20 protein-coding genes, 2 tRNA genes and 1 pseudogene are annotated in these 21,720 nt (G+C 64.5%); 9 read left to right on the forward strand and 14 right to left on the reverse strand.

Features of this window, described 5'->3' with window-relative positions; genetic code table 11:
* Window positions 1-131 precede the first annotated feature (131 nt).
* Window positions 132-1,475: an MFS transporter gene (locus tag BMON_RS02920; RefSeq protein WP_033512517.1), complete on the reverse strand. Its 1,344-nt coding sequence runs from the start codon at window positions 1,473-1,475 to the stop codon at window positions 132-134.
* A 219-nt stretch (window positions 1,476-1,694) separates the two neighbouring features.
* Between BMON_RS02920 and BMON_RS02925 the strand changes: the two genes are divergently transcribed.
* Both BMON_RS02925 and BMON_RS02930 read left to right on the forward strand, forming a co-directional pair.
* On the forward strand, window positions 1,695-2,354 hold the full coding sequence (locus BMON_RS02925; RefSeq protein ID WP_033512518.1) for a histidine phosphatase family protein: 660 nt from the start codon (window positions 1,695-1,697) through the stop codon (window positions 2,352-2,354).
* A 96-nt stretch (window positions 2,355-2,450) separates the two neighbouring features.
* Window positions 2,451-3,491 carry a hypothetical protein gene (locus tag BMON_RS02930; RefSeq protein ID WP_033512519.1) on the forward strand — a complete coding sequence of 347 codons (1,041 nt, stop codon included), beginning with the start codon at window positions 2,451-2,453 and terminating at the stop codon, window positions 3,489-3,491.
* Here BMON_RS02930 and BMON_RS02935 read toward each other — a convergent pair.
* The 3 genes from BMON_RS02935 to BMON_RS02945 form a co-directional block, all read right to left on the reverse strand.
* Window positions 3,482-4,384 carry a DUF805 domain-containing protein gene (locus BMON_RS02935; protein ID WP_051917817.1) on the reverse strand — a complete coding sequence of 301 codons (903 nt, stop codon included), beginning with the start codon at window positions 4,382-4,384 and terminating at the stop codon, window positions 3,482-3,484. The two genes, BMON_RS02930 and BMON_RS02935, sit on opposite strands and share 10 nt — an antisense overlap.
* Window positions 4,385-4,572: 188 nt before the next feature.
* The gene (locus BMON_RS02940; RefSeq protein ID WP_051917842.1) at window positions 4,573-5,376 is read right to left on the reverse strand and encodes an ABC transporter permease; all 804 of its coding nucleotides are present in this window, start codon (window positions 5,374-5,376) and stop codon (window positions 4,573-4,575) included.
* An 86-nt stretch (window positions 5,377-5,462) separates the two neighbouring features.
* Window positions 5,463-6,521, reverse strand: coding sequence for an ABC transporter substrate-binding protein (locus BMON_RS02945; RefSeq protein ID WP_033512521.1), 1,059 nt, complete (start codon window positions 6,519-6,521; stop codon window positions 5,463-5,465).
* A gap of 281 nt (window positions 6,522-6,802) precedes the next feature.
* Here BMON_RS02945 and gltX point away from each other — a divergent pair, with 281 nt between their 5' ends.
* The 3 genes from gltX (at window position 6,803) to BMON_RS02960 (ending at window position 8,836) form a co-directional block, all read left to right on the forward strand.
* Window positions 6,803-8,332 (forward strand): glutamate--tRNA ligase, encoded by a 1,530-nt coding sequence (gene gltX, locus BMON_RS02950; protein ID WP_033512523.1) that lies wholly within the window; start codon window positions 6,803-6,805, stop codon window positions 8,330-8,332.
* A 313-nt stretch (window positions 8,333-8,645) separates the two neighbouring features.
* A tRNA-Glu gene (locus BMON_RS02955) sits at window positions 8,646-8,718 on the forward strand.
* Window positions 8,719-8,761: 43 nt separating this feature from the next.
* Window positions 8,762-8,836 (forward strand) — tRNA-Gln (locus tag BMON_RS02960).
* A 258-nt stretch (window positions 8,837-9,094) separates the two neighbouring features.
* Here the strand turns inward: BMON_RS02960 and BMON_RS02965 are convergent.
* From BMON_RS02965 to rpmB, 7 genes are all read right to left on the reverse strand, one after another.
* Window positions 9,095-10,018, reverse strand: a complete 924-nt coding sequence (locus BMON_RS02965) for a hypothetical protein (RefSeq protein WP_123644364.1) — start codon at window positions 10,016-10,018, stop codon at window positions 9,095-9,097.
* Between the two features lie 172 nt (window positions 10,019-10,190).
* Entirely contained in the window at window positions 10,191-10,358 is a 168-nt protein-coding gene (locus BMON_RS02970; protein WP_033512526.1) for a 50S ribosomal protein L32, read from the reverse strand.
* Complete coding sequence (locus tag BMON_RS02975) at window positions 10,358-10,480, reverse strand: ribosomal protein bL36 (RefSeq protein ID WP_033512528.1); 123 nt, start codon at window positions 10,478-10,480, stop codon at window positions 10,358-10,360. Before BMON_RS02975 ends, BMON_RS02970 begins: the two co-directional genes overlap by 1 nt.
* A 201-nt stretch (window positions 10,481-10,681) precedes the next feature.
* Window positions 10,682-10,948 carry a type B 50S ribosomal protein L31 gene (locus BMON_RS02980; protein ID WP_033512530.1) on the reverse strand — a complete coding sequence of 89 codons (267 nt, stop codon included), beginning with the start codon at window positions 10,946-10,948 and terminating at the stop codon, window positions 10,682-10,684.
* 70 nt (window positions 10,949-11,018) lie between these two features.
* Window positions 11,019-11,324: a 30S ribosomal protein S14 gene (gene rpsN / locus BMON_RS02985; RefSeq protein ID WP_033512532.1), complete on the reverse strand. Its 306-nt coding sequence runs from the start codon at window positions 11,322-11,324 to the stop codon at window positions 11,019-11,021.
* A 45-nt stretch (window positions 11,325-11,369) separates the two neighbouring features.
* The gene (gene rpmG, locus BMON_RS02990) at window positions 11,370-11,540 is read right to left on the reverse strand and encodes a 50S ribosomal protein L33 (RefSeq protein WP_033512533.1); all 171 of its coding nucleotides are present in this window, start codon (window positions 11,538-11,540) and stop codon (window positions 11,370-11,372) included.
* 180 nt (window positions 11,541-11,720) lie between these two features.
* A complete protein-coding gene (gene rpmB / locus BMON_RS02995; protein ID WP_033512646.1) occupies window positions 11,721-11,954 on the reverse strand; it encodes a 50S ribosomal protein L28 in 234 nt (77 codons plus the stop codon).
* A gap of 57 nt (window positions 11,955-12,011) precedes the next feature.
* On the opposite strand from rpmB, the gene BMON_RS09185 reads away from it, so the two are divergent.
* The 3 genes from BMON_RS09185 to BMON_RS03010 all read left to right on the forward strand — a co-directional run bounded on the left by BMON_RS09185 (window position 12,012) and on the right by BMON_RS03010 (window position 17,573).
* Window positions 12,012-13,595 carry a hypothetical protein gene (locus BMON_RS09185; RefSeq protein ID WP_051917818.1) on the forward strand — a complete coding sequence of 528 codons (1,584 nt, stop codon included), beginning with the start codon at window positions 12,012-12,014 and terminating at the stop codon, window positions 13,593-13,595.
* Window positions 13,596-13,855: 260 nt separating this feature from the next.
* A complete protein-coding gene (locus BMON_RS03005) occupies window positions 13,856-14,773 on the forward strand; it encodes a metal ABC transporter solute-binding protein, Zn/Mn family (RefSeq protein ID WP_081882835.1) in 918 nt (305 codons plus the stop codon).
* A 262-nt stretch (window positions 14,774-15,035) separates the two neighbouring features.
* Complete coding sequence (locus BMON_RS03010; RefSeq protein ID WP_237745303.1) at window positions 15,036-17,573, forward strand: LTA synthase family protein; 2,538 nt, start codon at window positions 15,036-15,038, stop codon at window positions 17,571-17,573.
* On the opposite strand, the gene BMON_RS03015 is transcribed toward BMON_RS03010, so the two are convergent.
* Window positions 17,561-18,334, reverse strand: a complete 774-nt coding sequence (locus tag BMON_RS03015) for a TIGR03943 family putative permease subunit (RefSeq protein WP_051917819.1) — start codon at window positions 18,332-18,334, stop codon at window positions 17,561-17,563. The genes BMON_RS03010 and BMON_RS03015 overlap by 13 nt on opposite strands.
* On the reverse strand, window positions 18,331-19,416 hold the full coding sequence (locus BMON_RS03020) for a permease (RefSeq protein WP_161786321.1): 1,086 nt from the start codon (window positions 19,414-19,416) through the stop codon (window positions 18,331-18,333). The genes BMON_RS03015 and BMON_RS03020 overlap by 4 nt, the downstream gene beginning before the upstream one ends.
* An 80-nt stretch (window positions 19,417-19,496) precedes the next feature.
* Between BMON_RS03020 and BMON_RS03025 the strand changes: the two genes are divergently transcribed.
* On the forward strand, window positions 19,497-20,852 hold the full coding sequence (locus tag BMON_RS03025) for a metallophosphoesterase family protein (protein ID WP_081882820.1): 1,356 nt from the start codon (window positions 19,497-19,499) through the stop codon (window positions 20,850-20,852).
* Between the two features lie 26 nt (window positions 20,853-20,878).
* Here BMON_RS03025 and BMON_RS03030 read toward each other — a convergent pair.
* Window positions 20,879-21,607 (reverse strand): annotated as a pseudogene (locus BMON_RS03030) (IclR family transcriptional regulator); the annotation flags it as partial.
* Window positions 21,608-21,720: the final 113 nt, after the last annotated feature.

The raw sequence follows: 21,720 nt of genomic DNA on the forward strand, positions 1-21,720 counted from the left end.
GGATGGGCGCTGGGTATCAGGCGATCAGTATGAAGCGATCAGTATGAAGCACTGAACGCACGGCAATAGTCGCCTGGCAATGGGCGCCCGGCTCCGCATCGACGACATCCGTGCGTGATGCCGGACCGGGTTCAGACCTCGATCGCGGTGAGCGTCGGGGTCTCGGTGCCTTCCTTGATCTGGCGGAAGCCGATGAAGGCCAGGACCAGCGAGAGGATCGCCAGCACCGAGACGACGAGGAATCCGCCCTGCGAGCCATGGCGGTCGATGAAGACGCCGGCGATCGCGGATCCCGCCGAACCTCCCACGGCGTTCATCGCACCCATCCAGGCCATCCCCTCGGTGAAGCGTGTGGGTGGCACGAGGTGCAGCATGAGCTGGTTCCCGTTGATCCAGGTCGGCGCCTGGCATACGCCGATGATGAGATAGATGATCATGATCACCCACAGGTGGCGGGCGAACAGGAATGAACCGATGCCCAGATCAACCACGGCCAGGCAGAAATAGAAGCGCTTCCACAGGGGGATCACCCAGTTCTTCGCGCCGTAGACCAAGGCGCCCATCAGCGAGCTCAGGGAGAAGCACGCGAAGACAAGACCGGTGTACTGCTTCATCTGCTGTTCCGTCGCAAAGGCTATGATGGAGATGCTTGCCGCCGACTGGAAGGACCCCAGGCCGAACCAGGTGACGCAGACCGCGATGAGCCCCGGTCCCCAGATCGAGCTCCGGGCCTTGCCCGTGCCCTTGCCCGTGTCGTTATGCAGCATGGCCGCCCGTTGGTCCTCGCGTGCCCGGTACTCGGCGCGCGTCATGCCCGCCTGGCGTGCGAGCGTGGTCTGGCTCGGCGGCTCCGTCGTCAGTTCCGTGAGGAACATGAGTGCGCCGATCACGACGCACAATCCGGTGAACGAGAAGGCTAGGATGCCCGAGATGACGGCCAGACCCGAGGCCAGGGGGTTGCCGATGACCCACATGCACTCGTCGAATACGCCCGATAGGCCCAACGCCCGGTCCGTCCTCACCCGGTCGCCTTTGAGCATATGCGTCCAGCGGCTGCGGCTCATGGCGCCCCACGGCGGTATCGCCGCCATGAACGGGACGATGCAGTACAGGATCCACGCGGGCACGCGGGCCGTGATGCACGAGACCAGGGACATCGCCGCGACGATCCAGACGAGGATGGTGGGGATCGAGACCTGATGCTGACCGAATTTATCGACCAGTTTGCCCAGCACCGGACCCGTGACGGCCAGGGCGATCGCCTGGACGGCGGTCAGTGAGCCGGCGAGCGTGTAGTTGCCGTAGTAATGCTGCACGGCGATGGTGATGGTCATGCCGACCATGGGGAAGGGCATGCAGGCGATGACGGAGCCGATCGAGAAGCGCGCCGCGTGCGGCATGCGCAACAGTTCCGCATATCCGCCGAACAGGCGGCGTACGGCCGCGTTGAGACCTGCGATGGTGGGGTGAACCATGATGGCTCCTTTCCGTAGGACCTGGCGATCGATGGTCGAGGTGGGTGGATGGGTGGGTGGCGGGTGCGGCCGTGCGGCGCCGCCGCGTCGAAGACACAGCAACTGTAATCGCCGGTAAGGTCATGACACGCGCTAGATTGGGACCGGGAGCGAAATCCGATTTCCGGCTTTCCCGGCCATGTCCGAGGAGCGCCGGACCAGTGTCGAAAGGCTTGAGGCATGCCCATCACCACCATCCATTTCGTGAGGCATGGCAAGGTGTTCAATCCGGATCATCTGCTCTACGAGCGGCTGCCCGGATTCCATCTCTCCGACCGGGGTCGCCGGATGGCGCGTGCCACGGCACGGTTCATCGCGGCCGATCCGGACATGAGCCGCTCCACGACCGTCTACGCTTCGCCGCTGGACCGCACGCGCGAGACCGCCGAGGAGATCCTTACGGCCCTCAACGCCCGACGGGCAGAACAGGGGCTGCCGACGCTGGATCTGGTCACCGACGACCGGCTCATCGAGGCGGGCAACGAGTTCCGCGGCCGGCGGATCGGGCACGGTGACGGGGCGCTGTGGCATGGCCGCAACCTCGCTCTGGTAAATAACCTGTGGAAGCCGAGTTGGGGCGAGAGTTACGCGAGCATCGCCGACCGGGTCGGCAGGTTCGCTCAGGAGCAGGTGTGGCGCCACCCCGGCGAGCATCTCATCGTCGTCAGCCATGAGTCGCCGATATGGTCCTACCGGCATCTGTTGGAGACGGGGCACCCGGAGCACAACATGCTGCTGCGCCACACGGCTCTCGCGTCGGTGACCTCGATCTCCTACGACAGTGAGACCGGTCGCGTGGTCGGCATCGCATACGCGGACCCCGCTGCGGACGTCGAATGAGTCGGTCGGTGGTCGGGCGGGGTTCCTGTATTTGTGGATTACAGTGGTATCGGGCCGCGGATGCGGCGACACACGACGTCAAGCAAAGGAGCTGATATGGCATCGGCGACATTGGATTTCGAGGACGCCTCGATAGCGCGGGTCGCGCTGCTGGATGAGGTGCGGGAGGCTGCCGTCGCGGGGGTCCGGCTTATGGATCTGTGGCCGCTCGACGCGGTGAAGCTGGGCCATGATGCCCAGTACACGGAGAATAGGCAGGTGCGGGTCACCCGTGCCATCGCGGGGCTGATCACGGGCCAGGAGGTGACGATGCCCGATGCCGAATTCGTGTATGAAGGCGCCGACGAGATACCCGGCCGCCCCCAGGAGATCGTCGAGGCGCTGCTCGCCGCCAATGAGGCCTGCGACACGGTGGCCGGATATTCGGCCACGGGGGATACGACGTTGGTGATGAGGGCCGCCGGCGCACTCAAGGTCGCGTGGGATGAGGACACCGTGCACGCCGTGGCCGAGGCACTCGCCTACATCGAGGAAGGTATCGGCGCGTCCGTTCCGGGGTCGGCGTCCGGATCAGGTGACGTCCCGGGGGCCGCTGCGAGTGATGGCGACGGCGACGGCACCCGGCCACTCGACGCCGGTATGCGTACGGTCGACGGCGGAGTCGACATCGAGGCGGTGGCCCAGCGTTTCGCCACGGTGGCGACGGCCTGCAATGGGGTGATGGGCGTCATCGAGAACGGCATTCCCGCCGCCGATCGTGGTGATGACACCGCCGCCGGGCTGCGCCGTGCCCACATGGTGCTGCCGGTCATGCTGTATGCGGCCGAATTGTGCGAGCGTCTGGCCATCCCGCCGGTCTACTGGGGGAGGCGTGAGTTTCTCGATATGCTCGCCGTGCATGAGAAGGTCGTGTCGCTCGGCGGTCATGGCGCGGAGGAGTTCGCCCGGTGCATCGCCCCGCTTGCCGGCGCCGAATGGGATCGTCACCGTGAGGATCTGCTGTGGGATCCCGAGGAGGCGAAGAAGCGGGCGAAAGAGGATGACGCCCGCAGGAATCGGGAGGCGTTGGCCGCCAAATTCGCGCATGTGCCGGAGGGCTCCGGCACCGAATCAGGCGGCGACATGCCTCACCGCTGAGGGCCGGGGGTGGGGATGGTGCCCGGTCCCTGCGGGTAACCGCCGTACTGGTAGGGTGGCATTCCTGCAGGCTGGGCGTCGTCGTCGAACCTGGCGCCGGCCGGATTGCTGGAGGCCGTCGCGAAGATGATCCAGCTGATGAGCGAGGCCACCCAGCACAGCACCGCCAGCAGTATCCAGATCAGCGCGCCGATACCAATCGTTCGCGCCCAGTCCGAGGAGCCGGTGTGCATGCCGAACGCGGAGCCGAGGCCGAAGATGAACTGCGCTGCGCCGATCAAGACCAGGAATAAGCCTGCGAAGGAAAGTCCCGAGGGCAGGGCGGCCCACCAACCCGAACGGTTTGAGTCGTGCAGGCGTCGCACCAGTACGGCCAGCATGGGCAGGAAGGTCGCCAGACTCCATAATGAGGACAGCCAATCAAGACCATTGCGCGACATCTCACCGAGCCACGACAGCACGACGCTGACGATGACATACCCCAGAATCGCCCACCAGAACTCACTGCGTGAGGCGCGTCCGCTGAACACCACGTACTTGCGGAAGAATCGGGTCACGGCTTCCTGCGGCGGGCACCCGTAATAGGGCTTGTTCAGCGGGGGCACCATCGTATCCGGTGCGGCACCCATGGTGAGGCCCGCCTGCTGCCACATCGGGGTGCCGGCGGGTTGGCCGTAGTTCGGTCCACCGGCGTTGGGTTGGCCGTACCCAGGTTGGCTGTAACCAGGTTGGCCGTAGGACGGTTGGCCATACTGCGGAGTCTGGGGAGTGGTCTGCGGAGGGACCTGGGGCTGCCCGTACGGTTGTCCGTACTGCTGGCCGTAAGGCTGTCCGGGAGCCTGTGGCTCGGAGTCCGCTCCGGTGCCATTGGGGTCAATATGTTCGTTCGTCATCGATCTTCCTTTCCATAGCAATCGCTGATGGAGATACGCTCCCTTGTTGCCCCATTGTCGCAGATGATGAGGTCAGTGCATCGATTCAGTCCACAGGCGAAGATCCGCGGCGGGGACGCGGTGCCCGGCCCTATCGCGTAGCAGTTCCCGGATTATCGCCCGGCACCACCGGACACGCGAGCCGGGTTCTATGATGCACGCCGGCTGCGGTCATGCCGAGGGGTCTCGCCGTCGGCCCCGAGGATGAGCCGCTCGCACAGACTCACCAGCGCCAGCAGGACACCCGTCTCGAGGATGATGACGAGCGCGGCGGCGAAGATCGGCGGGGTGCGGAAGGAGTTGAACGCCGCCTGCAGCCAGATGCCCAGTCCGTTGCGGGCTCCGAGATACTCGGCGGTGACGGCCGTGCCACATACATAGGCCGCGCTGATGCGGATGCCGCCGAAGACCTGTCGCCCCGCGACCCGCAGCTTCACATGCCACAGGGTCCAGGCGGGCGTGGCCCCGCAGGTGAGCGCGACGTCCTCGTAGAAGCGGGGGACGGCGATCAGCCCCCGGCAGGTCTGCACGGCGATGGGGAAGACGGCCAACACAGCCACCAGCACGACCTTGCCCGTGGGTTCGAAGCCGAACCAGATCATGAACAAAGGGGCGATGGCGATGAGGGGAATGGTCTGGGCGGCCACCAGCAATGGATAGAGCGCCCGGTTGAACAGTGAGAAGCGGTAGAGGCCCACGCCGATCAGGATGCCCGAAATCACGGCGATGAGAAATCCCAGCACGGTCTCGTAGGTGGTGACCGCGGTGGCTGCGAGCAGATCGGGCCACGTATCCGCCATCGACCGCACGATCTGGGTGGGCGAGGCTAAGGTGCGCTCGCTGACCCAGCCCAAGCGCACCGATGCCTCCCACGCCACCAGCAGCAGCACGATGCTGACGGTGGGTGGCCATACGGCGCTCGCGATGGCCGCGTGTCGGCGGTGCGGGGACATCGAGTTGCCCGGGTTGCCTGGGTTGCCCGGGCCGTGATGGCCGCTCGGGGCGTCGTCCATGGCGGCCCGATCCAGTACGGGCGTGGTCACCGCAGATACTCGTTGGTCGCCAGATCGGCGGCCTTCGGGGCGCTCGCCGGGTTGTGCCCGTCGTTGTCACGGTAGGTGCCGGCGTGGTACTGGAAGTCGAGGTAGGGCTGGGCCTGGCTGAGATCGGTGGCGGCGGCGATGCGCTTCGGGTCGTCGGTGCTCCAGTAACGCTGCTTGATGATTGCGTCCATCGAAGCGTTCACCAGCGCGGGGTCGAGCAGTGCGGACTTGTTGCGATTGATGAGGATGTCGGAGGCCTGCTTGGGGTGGCTCAGGGCGTAGTCGTATCCCTTGCGCGCGGCGGTGAGGAACGAGGTGAGCGCGGTTCGGTGCTGGGGATCCTTGAGCCAGGAGGCCTTCACGGCGTAACCCAGCTGGTCCGGATTGCCCGGCACGCCCCAGTCGGAGGCGACGAAGCAGTGCAGTGCGGGGCCGTCGAGCTTGCTCTGCACTTCTTCCCATGTGGCGTAGAAGCCGCCGAAGTCGCCCTTGCCGCTGGTCAGCGTCGAGAAGGTGTTCGTGCCGGCCGTGGCGGTCGAGAACTTGCCCGTGCCGCCGGCGTGCTTGATCATCTGGGCCACCACGGCGTTCTGCTCCGCCGAGCCGAAGCTGACGAAGGTCTTGCCGGAGAGGTCCTTGGGGGTGACGATGTCCTTGCGGCTGGCGAGCGCGCACCAACGTGCCGCGGGCTTTTGCGTCAGGTCGAAGACGAAGGAGAGGTCGGCCCCCTTCGCGTTGAAGGCCGCGACGTTGCTCAGGGTGGTGAAGCCGACGTTCGCCACGCCGTTCTCGACGCTCGTCTCCGCGCCGGCCTGTGCGGTGGGCAGGATGGAGACGTCGACGCCGGACTGCTTGAAGTAGTCCAGTTCTTGGGCGACGTAGAGTCCGATGTGGTTGGTGTTCGGCGTCCAGTCGAGCATGAACGAGATCTTCGGTGTGCCGGAGCCGGAATCCGTGGCGGTATCGGATCCGCACCCGCCCATCGGGGCGATCAGTGCAGCGGCGGCGAATGCCGCTGCGGCGGAACGGATGATGGTATGCAATGCCTGACGCATAAGCGTTCACCTTGTCTTCGCGACGTGCGCGAAATCATGGCCCGGCGCGTCGGCGCGGAAAGGTGAGGAGTCCGCGTGATGTGCCGGGCCGCTTGTCCCGCCACGCTCGACATGCGGCGCTTCGGGACGGAATAGTGGTCTGTGCTAGCTATGCGCGGCTGCTGCCACCAGCCACGCGAACACCGACGAGTATAGCCTCCCAGGTCGCCATCGGGCCGTCGGTCGTGGGCGAACGGTCGATGGCTGCCGCCACGTCCGAGTTGCGCGGCACAATAGGGCCTATGACACAAGCCGAAAACGCACATGACGATATCCCCGAGATGCCACGCGACGTACGCGTTCGTTTCTGCCCCTCCCCGACGGGCACGCCCCATGTGGGCATGATTCGCACCGCCCTGTTCAACTGGGCGGAGGCCCGTCACACACACGGCACCTTCGTGTTCCGCATCGAGGACACCGATGCGCATCGCGACAGCGAGGAGAGCTACGACCAGATTCTCGATGCCCTGCATTGGCTCGGCATCGACTGGGATGAGGGCCTCGAGGTCGGTGGCCCCGACGGGCCGTACCGCCAGTCCGAGCGCAGTGAGATCTACGCCGATGTGGCGAAGCGGCTGCTCGAGGCCGGCTACGCCTACGAGTCCTACTCGACCTCCGAGGAGATCGAGGCACGCAATGTGGCTGCCGGCCGGCCGAAGGCCTTTGGCTACGACGGCTACGATCGCGATCTCAGCGACGAGCAGAAGGCGGCGTTCCGCGCCGAGGGCCGCAAGCCCGCCCTACGCGTGCGCATGCCCGATGAGGATGTGGCCTTCGACGATCTCATCCGCGGCCGCATCGAATTCAAGGCTGGCTCCGTGCCGGACTATGTGATCGTGCGCCCCAACGGCGACCCGCTGTACACGCTCACCAACCCGGTCGATGACGCCATGATGCGCATCAACGTCGTGCTGCGCGGCGAGGATCTGCTCAGCTCCACTCCGCGCCAGATCGTGCTGTACCGCTATCTCATGAAGCTTGGCGTGGCCAAGGAGATGCCGTTGTTCGGCCACATGCCCTACGTCATGGGCAAGGGCAAGAAGAAGCTGTCGAAGCGCGACCCGGAGTCGAACCTCTTCCTCCACCGCGACCATGGCTTCATCCGCGAGGGACTGCTCAACTACCTGGCGTTGCTCGGCTGGTCCATCGCCCCCGATCGCGACGTCTTCTCCATGGAGGAGATGGTCGAGCACTTCGACGTGCGCGACGTGAAGGCGAATCCCGCCCACTTCGACATCGACAAGGCCATTTCTATCAACGCGGAGCATATCCGCATGCTCGAGCCGCAGGACTTCCTCAACCGCTCGGTGCCGTACCTGCATCGCGACGGGGTCGTCTCCGCCGACTCGTGGGATGCGTTGACCGACCGTGAGCGCGAGGTGCTGCAAGCGGCCGCGCCGCTGGTCCAGCCCCGGGTGCGCCTCCTCGGCGAGGTCTCCGGCATGGTGGCGAGCCTGCTGAGCGGGGAGGAGTACATCGAGCCCGCGCCCGACGCCCGCAAGCAGCTCAAGGATTCCGCCGCCGACGTGCTCGACCGGACGATCGCCGCGCTCGAAGGCGTGGACGACGCCGCATGGTCCACCGACTCGCTGCACGAACTCCTGGATCGCGTGTTGGTCGAGGAGGGGGGCATCAAGCCCCGCCTGGCCTTCGGCCCGATTCGCGTGGCGGTCTCCGGACGCCGCGTTTCGCCCCCGCTGTTCGAGTCGATGGCCATCATCGGCAAGCCCCTGACCTTGGCGCGTCTGCGCGGTCTGCGCGCTCATCTGTGAGGGCTGCCGGCGTTCGGTGAGTTTCCGGACTTGTGCCGGCCGTGCGTCTCAACCGCATGCGGTCGGTGCTTCGTCTCAACCGTGTATGGCCGGTGCCGGTCTCGTGTTGTCTCCGACATTGCCGCGTCTTACCGCCAGCCGTGTGTCCGACACTCGCCTCGTCTTCCGCACCTGCCATGTGTTGCCGCAGGCCTCGTCTTCGGTGCTGGTCACGTGTTACCGTCGGCCTGACGTTCGACACGCCGGTTTGATATAACCGGCGTCACTGGGTATAGTCATTAGCTGTTGCCTGAGAAGGTGGCAGATAATTTAAGCCTCCATCGTCTAGCGGTCTAGGACTACGCCCTCTCACGGCGCCAACACCGGTTCAAATCCGGTTGGAGGTACGCAAGGTATCCCGTTCGGAAACGAATGGAGTATCTGAGCCATTGGGGTATGGTGTAATTGGCAACACGGCAGTTTCTGGTACTGTTGTTCTTGGTTCGAGTCCAGGTACCCCAGCCAATCATTCCGAATCGTTGAGTTTCAACGGTTCGGTTTTTTGTTTGCTCTTCGATAAAGGTGTCATCCGTGTGCGATGTCCCCCACTTCACACCAGCGAAGAGTGGAACTCCGCGCTATTCTGCATCTAACTTTCGGAGTAAGGCCGGGTGTGGCACGAGTTTGCAAGTTTTGAGAACTTGACAAAGTAGCAAAGTCCGAAATCGTTGAAAAATCGACTGGAATGAGGCAGAAAACGGCCTTGTGTACTTCGACCAGTTCTCAAAACTTGCAAACTCGTTTCGATTGGGCTCGGATTACGGCCCTGAGGGTATCTGTGAAGCGTTCCCAGCCCCTACGGCTGAACACGTCGGTTGCGGTCAGGGGAATCACGTTCCAGGAGAGCCCCTGTAATCCCGATATTTTTCTGCTGTCCCGTTCGAGGCCCGCTCTCGTTGCGTGAAATTCGATACCTTGGTATTCAATGGCGATTCTAAGCCGTGGGTAAGCCATGTCGGCGAACCATCGTTCTCCTGTGATGGGGTGCAGGATTGGGTGGTTGATGACGGGCTCGGGGAACCTGCTCTGTTGCAGTTTGATCCTCACACGACTTTCCATGGGGGAGTCCGTGCCTCCCCTCGTGCGCCTCAAAGCCCATTTTCCAGTGGTTTTGCCTTTGAATCGTTGAGGACCTAGAATCAGTGTTTCGAGCATGGCAAGCTTGGGTGCGCGATTACTCCTATGGCGGCTGAGTAAGGAATCGAACATTACGACGGACTCAATATGGTCGAGAAATCTCAGCGATTGCAGGCATGCCGTGATCGGGTCAACGATACGGATAGTTCTTTCCCCTAGTTCATACACCGAGGCTTCGTACGGCAGCGGCCAGCACAGGAAATCCACACCGGTGAGTTTCGATCGGGTGCTGGGATCGGACACGCAGACTTGGATGGGGTAGCGTGTGCCGGCCATGTGTCTGAGTTCCGGGAATCCGAGCATGTGCAGCGCCGTGAGCCCGGCAAAGGTGAGCATCTTTCGTGATCGCATCACGGCGGCAATATATGGGTCAACATTGATTTCTCTCCCGGGATTGCGCCGGTCGCCGGGGTCGCGGCAGCAGGGGTTATCGGGGTGATCGACAACGTTCCTTGCAAGATGGGCGTCAAGGTATCTTGGAAACTTCTTCAGTTCGGCGCGTGTATTCATTCCTGGACTCTACGTACTCGTATCGAATGCCTAGTGTCTTGGCGCCGCATGTGGTCGAATGATTCGATGCGTGCGAGTCAGACTGGTGTGGCTCGCATACGACTCGGGCCGGGGCCGTAATGATATGCGGCCCCGGCCCGAGTTGGTTGACTGGGTTTGTGCACAGTCGCGCTCAGAGCTTCACGTAGCCTTTGCGCACGGCTTGAGCGAGTTGTTGCGGGACACGCACGGTCTCGCCTTCGGGCGTGGTCACGGTCGCCAGATCGACGGCCTGTGCCTTCCACTGTGATCGTCCGGCGTGGGTGTTCGCCCGTGATGTTCTGGTCTTGGGAAGTGCCATCAGCCTTGCCTCGCTTTGAAGTTGGGGTGTTTTTTGTTCACGACGTACAGGTGGCCGCGTCGGCGGACCACGGTGGATCCGTCCTTGCGCGCCAACGAGCGTATCGATGATTTGACCTTCATCGTCGTTCCTTACTGTTGTATGAATAACCGGGGATGCGGGGTAGCCGGCGGATGTCGGGTAGACGGGTAGACGGGTAGCCGAATTGCCATATAGCCGGGTATCCGGAAAACCGAATACCCGAATACCGACAGCACCGGCGAACCGCCGGATGTCGACCAGAGGCAATGCCCCATAGCACGAGCGCCCGCGCCCGTACCCGCTCAGGCCTTGCGGCCCATGCCGTATCGGCGGCGGAATTTCTGGACCTGGCCGGCGGTGTCGATCACGGTGTTCTTGCCGGTGTAGAACGGATGGCTGGCCGAGGAGACCTCGACGCTGACCAGTGGATAGGTGTCGCCGTCCGTCCAGGTGATGGTCGGCAGTGTGTCGGCCCTCGCCACGAGCGTCGACCTGGTCAGGAATGCGGATCCGGTCGATTGGTCCTGGAATACGACGTATCCGTAGGCCGGATGTATGCCGTGCTGCATGATGTGCCTTTCTTGGGTGTTGCGTGCCGTGTGTCTCGTGGGCATCGGCGGGGAAGTGGTGGGTGCGGCCTCACCAGCTCGATTTGGTGACTCCTGGCAGTTCGCCGCGATGGGCCTTGTCGCGCATGGTGATGCGGGACAGGCCGAATTTGCGCAGATAGGCGCGCGGCCGGCCGTCCGTCGAATCGCGGTTGCGCAGCCGGGTGGGGCTGGCATCGCGCGGCAGGGCGTGCAGCGCGGCCATGGCCTCGGCCCGTTGTTCGGGGCTGAGGTGGGGGCTGACGCTGTCATGCTTGTATTGGGCGCGGCGCTCGGCGTAACGGGCCACGATCCGTTCGCGTTGGCGTTGTTTCATGATCTTGCTGGATTTCGCCATGGATGCGATCCTGCTTTCTTGAGATGGTGGGTGTGGGCGGACCGGTCAGCGGGTCTCGCGGAAGGTGACGCGACGACGCAGGACCGGGTCGAACTTGACCAATTCGAGGCGGTCGGGCGTGTTGCGACGGCTTTTCGTGGTCGTGTAGGTCGATCCCGTCCCTTCGGTGGAGCGCATTGTGATGACGGGCCGGTTCGCGGCTGAACGTGATGCCATGGGTTCTCCTTATATACAACGGCACTGGGTAAATGACATTGAGTAAATGACACTAGGCAAAGCGGTGCGGTGTGGGTGACGCAACAGAAACTGCACCGGATAAATGAACCGCGGGAACGGCACTCAGTGCATGACGGCGAGCCGATATCGCTGAGCGCATTGCGGCGCGACGACTTCGATTCACAGCTCTCCGCGGGCGGCGAGCTCCTGCACGATGGCGTCGATGCCGCGCCGGTCGATGGTCCTCATCCCTTTGACGCTGACCATGAGCGTGACGTGGCGCTGCAGCGATGGGGCCCAGTACCGCTTGCGGTGGAGGTTGGGCAGGAATCGCCGACGTGTACGGATATGTGAATGGGACACGGTGTTGCCGAAGCTCAGATGCGTGCCCAGGATTTGACATGATTTGGACATGCATGCCATCATAACTAATGAGAACCATTATCGCAAATTGAGCTGAAAGGGTGCGTTATGCACGACACCAGTGACTTCCCGTCCACGCAGCGTCCGGAGGATTCGGTCCGGTCCTCAGATGAAGGACGGGTCGCCGCTCGTCCGGATGCCCGCCGTGTCTATGTCATGACGGGAATGGACGAGGCGGTCATGGCGATGACGGCCCATATGCTCGTGGCCGACGATCCCGCGGCTCCGGTCGTCTCGTACCGTGTGCGGCGGTATGCGAACGATGCGCCGGTGGCTGAGGGTGCGGCCGGCGAGGGGCTTGGTGTCTTCCGCACCGTCTCCCGCCGCGACGATGCGTGGTCCGCTGCGCCCGACGATACCGTCGCCGTTCCGTTGGATGGCTGCTGCCTGACGTGCACCGTGAAGCGCGACGTCCTGACCGTGTTGCAGGGGATGTGCCATGCCGGCGACGCCATCGTCGTGCTGCCCGGCGGCATGGAGGCGGCCCCGGTGGCGAGGTATCTTGATGAGTCGTTCACGATGGAGGAGTCCTTCGGAGACGATCCGTATCGTCATGTGGGCGATCGCGCTCCGAGCCGCCGCATGCGGGTGGCCGCCGTCGTCGATGTCGCCCGGACCGATGGTCTGCTGGATCGGCTGTTCGACGCCGATTCCTTCGATTGGTCGGGCGACGTCGAGGGGTATGACGACGGGCGTTGCGTCGGTCAGGCGTTCGCCGCTTTGTTGGGCGAGGCGGATCATGTGCTTCTGCTGCCGGGGGGTGGCGCATCCACGGGCGGTCGGACGGAGTCTCATGCGCGGCCCGAGGTTCGGTCGGCGCGGGGCGATGAGGTCGCCGAAGTGGTGCGGACGTTGGTGTGCGTCGGCGCGCAGGTGCATGGGGATGCGACGGCCGCCGATCTCGATGGCCTCGATCGGCTGGCCCAGGACGGTGGCGGGGATACGGGCGATGCGGAGGCCGCGTCGAGCGAGACGGGTCGTCCGGGTGCCGAGGGCATGCCCATGAGCCATGATCACGCCGCTGCGCATGGCGACGAGTCCGTCGGTGCCGATGCCCATACCGCTGCAGATTGGACGGTTGCCACCCTGGCCCCGGGGGTGGTCGCGATGAGCATCCGGACGTCGCGGCCCCTGCACCCCGGCAGATTGTCGGAATTCCTGCAGCGTGAAGCGGCGCCGATGCATATCCGTGGGCGGTTCACCGTCCCGAACAAGCCGTTCTCCGTATTCGCCTGGGAGGCTGACCCACGGGGGTCGGAGATCGCGGTGGTCGATGAGGCCGATGCCGACGCCTCGAGCCTTGGTGGGTTGGATGACGACGGTGCATTGCGTGACGGCGGTGTGACGCACGACGGTCTTGCGCATGGTGGTGCGGCGTACGTCGATGCGGCGGCCGACGGCGTGGTTTCGGACCGGCTGGTAACCGCCGATGCGGGTGAATCATCGGGCACGGAGCTGATGGTCGTGGTGGGCGTGGGGCACGCTCCCAGTACCGCTGGTGCCGGCGAAACCGCCGAGACCTGGTGTGAGGCCTTGCGGGCTCTGCCGCTCACCGACGCCGAGATGCGCCTGCCCGAGCGGGCGTGGCTGGACCAGCATGACGCCTTCACCACATGGATGACGGTGGCGTGAACATGGCTTGCGCACGACATGAGCGCGACGTGTGCTGGTCGGTCGCGGAAGGGGAACGGGTTCCGATCTGGAACCGGGCGCCGTGGCGGGTGAGTGAGAAGTCGGCACTCGTGTTATACTGATAACGGATATCACTATAAAGGTGATATATCACGTGATGGGTGATGCCACGGTCCCGCCGGGACCCGATCCGCCCGTCCTCACCACCGCACGTTTCACGGCGTGGCGGGCAATGGAAAAGGAAGCACATAACTATGAGCATGGCATGGATGAAGCGTGCGACTCGTATGGTAGCGGTGGTGGCGGCTTCGGCTGCGACCTTCGCGATGGCCGCCTGCGGCGGTTCCGGGAGCTCTTCGAACTCCTCGGCGGACAAGGGCGCCAAGAGCGTCATCAACGTCGTGGCGAGCATCAACCAGTGGGGTTCCGTGGCTTCGGAGCTGGGAGGCTCCAAGGTGAAGGTGACCTCCATCATGAGCAACACCAACGTCGAGGCGCATGATTACGAGCCCACGACCGCCGATATCAGCAAGATCTCCGCCGCCGACGTGATCGTCGTCAACGGTGCGGATTACGACCCGTGGGCCTCCAAGGCCGCCAAGTCGACGAAGGCCACGCTCGTGGATGCCGGCGCGACCGACGGCAAGAAGGCCGGGGACAACCCGCACGTCTGGTTCTCCGCCGATGTGAGGAAGACGACCGCCGATGCCATCACCAAGGCGTATGAAAAGGCCATGCCCTCCCAGAAGAGCTATTTCGAGACGCAGAACGCCGCTTGGCACGGCAAGGAAGCCGCTCTCGAGAAGAAGATCTCGGACGCTCGCGGCAAGACGGAGGGCGTGTCCTATGCGGCCACCGAGTCCGTCGCCTGGTACCTCGCCGATGATCTGGGCATGAAGGATGCCACGCCTCACGGCTATGCCCAGGCTTCGGCGAACGAGAGCGAACCGTCGGCCTCCGACATCCTCGAGTTCACGACCGCGCTGGGCAAGGGCGGCATCAAGATGCTCGTCTTCAACAGCCAGGAGGCCGATTCGGTCACCAACAAGCTCACCGATGCGGCCAAGAAGTCGAATGTGCCGATCGTGAACCTCACCGAGCAGATGCCCAAGCAGTACACCAACCTGCTGGACTGGATGGACGCCTTGACGCAGGACTTCACCAAGGCGCTCGCCTGAGCGGTGCATGCGATGGTCATATGCGATGGTCGTAAGTGATGGTCGAATGTGATATCAATCGAAGATGGTCGGTAGCGCGTTAATCCTTTCGACCTGAAATGTGGCTATGAAGCGGTCGTGCGGTTATGCCGTACGGCCGCTTTTCGCATGCCGCGCATACGCCCGATTCCCCGGATGGCGGCGTCCGTGATGTCGGGAATGGTTGGCAGAATTGCGCAATATGCTCAATCGTGGAGAATCCCCTCGGAAGGCTGATGATACAATGCAGGACCATCGTGACGAGGTCGAACCGGTACAACGGGAGTCCGCGCCTCGGCAGTCGGATCCACAGGATCCGGATCGCTCGGACGATGCACGCAACGAATCCCGGACCGATGGCGATGTGACGGTCGCCATGCACGAGGGTGAGGATCGCGATTCAGCTGCTGGCATAAGCCGTCGGGACGACGGGGACGAGGCCGCCACCCAGGACGCCGACGCTGACGCGTCGACTGCTGCTGTGGATAGCGCATCCGAGGGTATCGCCGCCGATGACGGGCACGCCGGGCACGCCGACGCCGACGGGGACTCCGCCCGGTCCCGCGGTGTCGCCGCCCGATTCTCCTCCTGGGCGTACGCCGTGCTCTTCCTGCTGGTGGATATCGCCGGGGTCGGCATCCTGCAGTGGGGCGTCACGGTCTCCAGTTCCGAGACGGAACTCCCCACGCCCTTGGTGGGCCTGTGGTCGTTGATCGAGACCCTGCGGCAGGACCACCGGTACGTCTTTCTCCTCAACCTGCTCGTGCTCGGCGCCCTGTATTTGACGCTGATCTTCCTGTTCAACCGGTTCTGGGTCGCCACCCCGGTGTTCGTGGCCCTGTGCCTCACCGTCTCCGTCATCGGCCATCTCAAGGTGCTGTCGCGATACGAGACGTTGCTGCCTTCCGACTTCAACTTCCTGGGCGGCGGTGATGCGGGCGCCATCGCCTCGTTCCTTCCCGCCGGCGCCCAGCGCACCATACTCGTCGTCGTGGCGATCATCGTGGTCGTCGCGGCACTGTGCGTGCTGCTGCATCGCATGGATCTGCGTCGCGGCCGCATCCTCACCGGCGCCAACCGGGCGTGGGGGGCATCGGGCCGCCTCGTGGGCATCCTCGTCCCGGCACTGTTCCTCGGCATGTTCGTCCAGTCCGTCGGCACCGTGGGGGCCTGGGGCAACACCTTCGCGCAGTGGATGGGCGACATCCCCTCCATGTGGGATTCGGTCTACGACGCCCAACGCAACGGCGCCCTGATCTCCTTCGCCCGACAGCTCAACCCCAAGATCATGGATATGCCCTCGGACTACAGCGAGGCGACGATGCGCGACGTCGTGGCCCGCTACGACAACGAGGCGAAGACCATCAACGCCTCCCGGAACCAGTACATGAGCGACAACAGCGTCGTGTACATCCTCTCCGAATCCTTCTCCGACCCCACCCGCGTGCCCGGCCTGAGCATCAACGAGGATCCGATGCCGCAGATTCGCGCCATCAAGGACTCCACGACCAGCGGCCTCATGCTGTCCTCCGGATACGGCGGAGGCACCGCGAACCTCGAGTTCCAGGCCCTCACCGGCCTGAGCATGGCCAACTTCGACGCCTCGCTCACCAGCCCGTACCAGCAGTTGGTCCCCGGGCTCGCCTGGACGCCGACCATCAACCAGGCGTGGGGCGAGAGCAAGAACCAGATCGCGTTGCACCCGTACGAGGCCTCGATGTATTCGCGCTCGTCGAACTACAAGAAGTTCGGGTTCTCGCATTTCTGGACGCGTAGCGGCCCCGAGTTCATCGCACATCAGCATCGGATCGACAACAGTCCCTACATCAGCGACCAGTCAGCGTACGACAGCACCATCGAGAAGATCGAGGGCAATTCGGCCCACCAGTTCGTGCAGCTCGTGACGATGCAGAACCATATGCCGTTCAACAACTGGTACAACGACAACCAGTTCACCGCGACGGCGACTCCTGGTGCCAAGGCGCTGGGCAGCAACGAGGCGATGTCCATCGAGACCTACGCCAAGGGCATGAACCATACGGATGCCGCGACCAAGCAGTTCCTCGACGAGCTCGACGCCCAGAAGAAGCCGATCACCGTGGTCTTCTACGGCGACCACTTGCCCGGTGTCTACACCACGGCCGGGGCGAACAAGGCGAACTCGATCGCCCTGCACGAAACCGACTACTTCATCTGGTCGAACGCCGCCTCGTCCACGCGGGGCACCAAAATCGCGGACAGCGCCTACACCTCACCCAACTTCTTCATGGCCCAGATGGCCGATCACATGAACGCCAAGGTCTCGCCGTACATCGCGTTCCTCACGAAGATGCACAGCAAGATCGCCGCCATGGAGCCGCCCGTGGTCAACCAGATCCAGGGGTGGGTGCGGATCCCCGCCGGTCAGACCATCTATCTCGACGGCAATGGCAATCCGATGGCCGAACGTGATTTCGACGCCACCACGAAGCAGCTGCTGCATGACTACCAGCTCATCCAGTACGACATCACGGCAGGATCTCATTATCTGCAGAACTCCGACTTCATGACCGTGCCGAGTTCGACGACTGCGTCGACCAAGCAGTCGAAGTACGAGACGACGGCGAAGCAGCAGACTGGCGAGACCGCATCGGGTGCGACCGCATCGGGTGCCACGACATCGAAGGACGCCGCCGCTCAGGAGACCTCGGCCTCGGAGCGGGCTTCGGGCCTGCTCAGGCTGTCTGAAGGCCGTTCGGATTCGGTCCGCGTCGAGGGACAGACCAGCGGTCAGCTGCGGTAGAAGTATCCGGATGGCGCGGTGTCGCTTGGCGTGATCGATGTCGCCGTGAGCACGATGCCGTCGTAGCCGTGGTCTGCCGTGCCGATGCGGCCGCGTGCGACTGTGCCGCGGACCGTCACCCAGGAGTTCTCGCGGGGCAGTGCGGCCTCGTTGGTCTGCACGGCGAAGCCGAATCCCGTCATGTCGAGCACGCAGCAGGTCATGAGCATGCGGTCCGCGCCGAACTGGTGCGGTGCCATGGAGGAATCGATGGAGACGAACCCGGTCACGATCACGGTGTAGCCCGCATACCGCCCGGGATCGTGGTCGATGCGGTCGAACCAGGCCCCGAAGTCGTCGTCGGCTATGGTGATCGTCTTCGCCGCGCGGTTCAATCCCGCGGGTTCCGAGGTCGCCGTGGTGCTGATCGCGATGGCGCGGTTCGTGCCTCCCATGGTGCCGCTGCCGGCGTCCAAGGGCAGCACCATAAGCAGCATGGGGGCGATCACCACCAGCAGGGTGCGGTACAGCGTGGCCATGGTGCAGTGGAAGACGCCGCACCAGGCGGCCACCGCGAAGACGGCGAGCGCCGCCACGGCCACCACCAGATACGGGATGCTGCGCGGCGTCACATAGGACAGGTAGCGCCCCGACCAGATGAGCATCGTGATGGCGGCGGCAAGAAGCATGAGGCTCGCGCCCTGGATGCGGTCGGCCGCGCCCGTGCGATTCGGGGCGTTCATGGGCGGCATCGACGCCGATCGCAGTGTGGTGGCGCTCATAGTCCCAGCCTTTCGAGCACCGGCGCGACGAGCGCGACTGCGGCGAAGCAGACTATCGTCACGGTCACGCCCAGACGCACCACGAAACGACGATTGAACGATGCGGAGAGCATGAGGACGTTCTTGACGTCCATGATGGGGCCGAAGACCAAGAATCCGAGCAGTCCCGCGGTGGGGAACAGCGAGACGAGGCCGCGGGCGATCACCGCGTCGGAGCTCGAGCACAGGGAGCTGATGAACGCCAACAGCATCATGATGGCGATGGACAGGAGCTGGCCGTGGCCGCCGAGCCACGCGGGGGGCCGCGACCCGGACAGCACCCTGATGGACGAGGCGAGCAGGATGCCGGTGAGCATATACGGCATGATGTGCATGAGGTCGCCGTGCGCATGGCGCAGATACGACGCGGTCAGCGTGCGCGGCGAGCGACGGATCGAGACGGCCGGGTCGGGCACGGTGCAGGATGCGGACGAGCTTTGGAACGAATCGTGGGCCATGCCGTGGGCCGAATCATGCGTCGGGCCGAAGGCGTCCGCGCGCAGCACCGAGGTCGAAGCGATGCCGCGTGATGCCGGCGTCACGAGGAAGGTGGCACCCACCGCCAGCGACACGACGATGCCCAGACCCACGCGCAATGCGGTCACATAGGGCTTGTCGGGGAAGGCGAACCAGGTCGACCAGATCACCACGGGGTTGATGATCGGCGCGGCGCACAGGAACACGACGGCGCTCGGCAGGGGGATGCGTTTGTGCAGCATCCGGGCGAAGACGGGCACGGTGGCGCAGTCGCACACCGGCATGCAGAACCCCGCGATCACGCCCACGGCCATGCCGGCCCATGCGTGCCTGGGGAAATGACGTTCGATGAATTCCTGGGTCAGGAAGGTCTCGATGGCGGAGGACAGGAGCACGCCGATCAACAGAAACGGGAAGGCCTGCAGGAACAGGCCGATGGCGCCGCCCAATACGGCGCTCAGCGGCACCCCCGTGGCGTCCACGATGGGCGAGAGCGCCAAAGCGCTCGCCGTCAACGCGGTGGCGACGACGAAACCCTGGAACGTCGGGCGGTGTCTGGTCCTCATCACACCCCGCATTGTAGGCCACGGGGGCCCACCGGTGCGGGGCCGTGACGCCGCAGGCGAACTGCACTACAGTGGTGGTCATGTCTTCAACCTCGCATATGCCTCCGGCATCGTCGCCGGATCATCCGCATGGTCACCCGTTGGACGCCGACGCACCCGATGCGCCGCCGGTGTCGATTTCGGCCCGGCTGGGGCGGCTGCAGTTCCACAACTCCGGTAAATTCCGTGTCCTGCAGCTGGCCGATATCCAGGATGGCCCCAAAGTCGCCTCGGACACCGTTCGGCTGATCGCCGCCGCCTTGGACGCCGCGCGCCCCGACGTCGTGGTGCTCTCCGGCAATCAGATCGCCGGGTACGACGAGGCCTACGCGCCGACCTTCCGCAAACGTCGTTGGAACGGTGGATGGAACCGCATGAGCCGACGGCAGGAGGAGCGTTACGCCGCGAGTCTGCGCCACACCCATGACCTGGTGCGTCAAGGGATCGAGCAGTTCCTCAAACCCATGATCGACCGTGGCATTCCCTGGGCCGTGACCTACGGCAACCATGATTTCCAATGCGGTCTCGACAACGCCGAGCTCGATGCGATCTATCGGGAATTCCCCGGATGCCTCAACCCCGAGTCGACGGCGACGGGGTACGGCCGGCCCCGCACCAGCCCCGTATCCGGATTGCCCGACGAGCGGATCCTGCCGTGTGAACCCGGCACGTTCGCGCTGCCGGTGTGCGACGTGGACCGCACGCACACCGTTCTGGGGCTGGTCATGGTCGATTCGGGCGATTACGACCTGCTGGGCGGGTACGGCGCCCCCTCCCCGCGTGCGCTCGCGTTCCTCGCCGACGCCCCGAAGATGCTCGGAGCCCGGTGCATGGCCTTCCAGCACATCCCAGTGCCCCAGTACTACCGGTTGCTCAAGGAGGTCTCCGCGACCACCGCGCATGCGGTCGAAGGATACCGGGCGTTCTCGGGCAGGCATTTCGTGATCGACGAGACCACGACGCTGCCCGGCAGCTACCTGGGCGAGGGGGTGAGCTGCCCCGATCAGGACAGCGGGGAGTTCGACGTACTGCACGCGGCCCGCTATTTCGCGTTGGCGGCGGGTCACGATCACCGCAACCGTTTCGTGGGCAAGGTCGATGGCGTGGCGCTCGCGGCGACACCCACCTGCGGTTTCGGGTCGTATGGCCCGGCCCCGGCGCAGCGGGCGGTGCGGCTGATCGAATTCGACACCCGCCACCCGCACGATCCGCGCACCCAACTGTTGGAGTTCGGCGCGTTATGCGGCAAGCCGGGATCGCACAAGGCCTACACCTATGCGCTCAACAGCACCGCGCCCTCACCGGGTGAGACGATCGATCTGTTGGATCGGCCCGGCCTGATACGTCGGATGCTGCAGCGTTTGGGCGGCGACCGACATATCCGACGTCGCCGCTAGCGGGTGGCCCGCACAGGTCGGCGCCGTCAGGCGCTGGTGCTGGCGCGGATGAGGGCTTCGCTGAGATAGCGTCCGGCGCTCATGACCAGGGGGGCGTAGCGGCGCCCGGGCGTCGAGCCCATGCGGCCGGTGGGTCCCGAGATCGAGATGGCGGCGATCACCTGCTGGGAGGCGTTCCTGATCGGCGCCGAGATCGAGCAGACCCCGTCCTCGCGTTCGTTGGCTGATTCGGCCCATCCGCGTTTGTGCACTTCGGCGAGTCGGGTGGCGGTGAACCGGGCGTGTCGCAGACCCATATGCATCCGTTCCGAATCCTCCCAGGCGAGCAGGATCTGTGCGGCCGAACCCGCCTCCATGGAGAGTATGGCGCCTACGGGTATGGAGTCGCGCAGACCGCTGGTGCGTTCGACCGAGGCGATGCACACCCGTTGGTCGCCCTGACGGCGGTAGATCTGCGCGGATTCGCCCGTGCGGTCCAGCAGGGTCTGCAGGATCGGCCCGGCCGCGGTGAGCAAGCGGTCCTCGCCCGCGGCGGCCGCAAGTTCGGCGAACCGCGAGCCGATCACGAAGCGGCCGTGCTGGTCGCGCAGCACGAAACGATGGCGTTCCAAGGCGGTCGCCAGCCGATGGGCCGTGGGTCTGGCCAGGCCGGTGGCGGCGACCAGTTGCCCCAGTGTCGACGGCCCCGACTGCAGGGCGTCCAGAATCTTGATGGTTTTATCCAGTACGCCGACGCCGGAATGAATCTCGGTATCGGGACGTGAAGGAGTTGCAGAGGTGCCGGCGGCCGTGGATTGGTCGTCGGACTCGGTGATGGCGCGGGCCGGCCTTGAAGGTGATGCCATATACGGATTATGCCATCTCATAT

It is taken from the genome of Bifidobacterium mongoliense DSM 21395 (assembly GCF_000741285.1).
GTDB lineage: Bacteria > Actinomycetota > Actinomycetes > Actinomycetales > Bifidobacteriaceae > Bifidobacterium > Bifidobacterium mongoliense.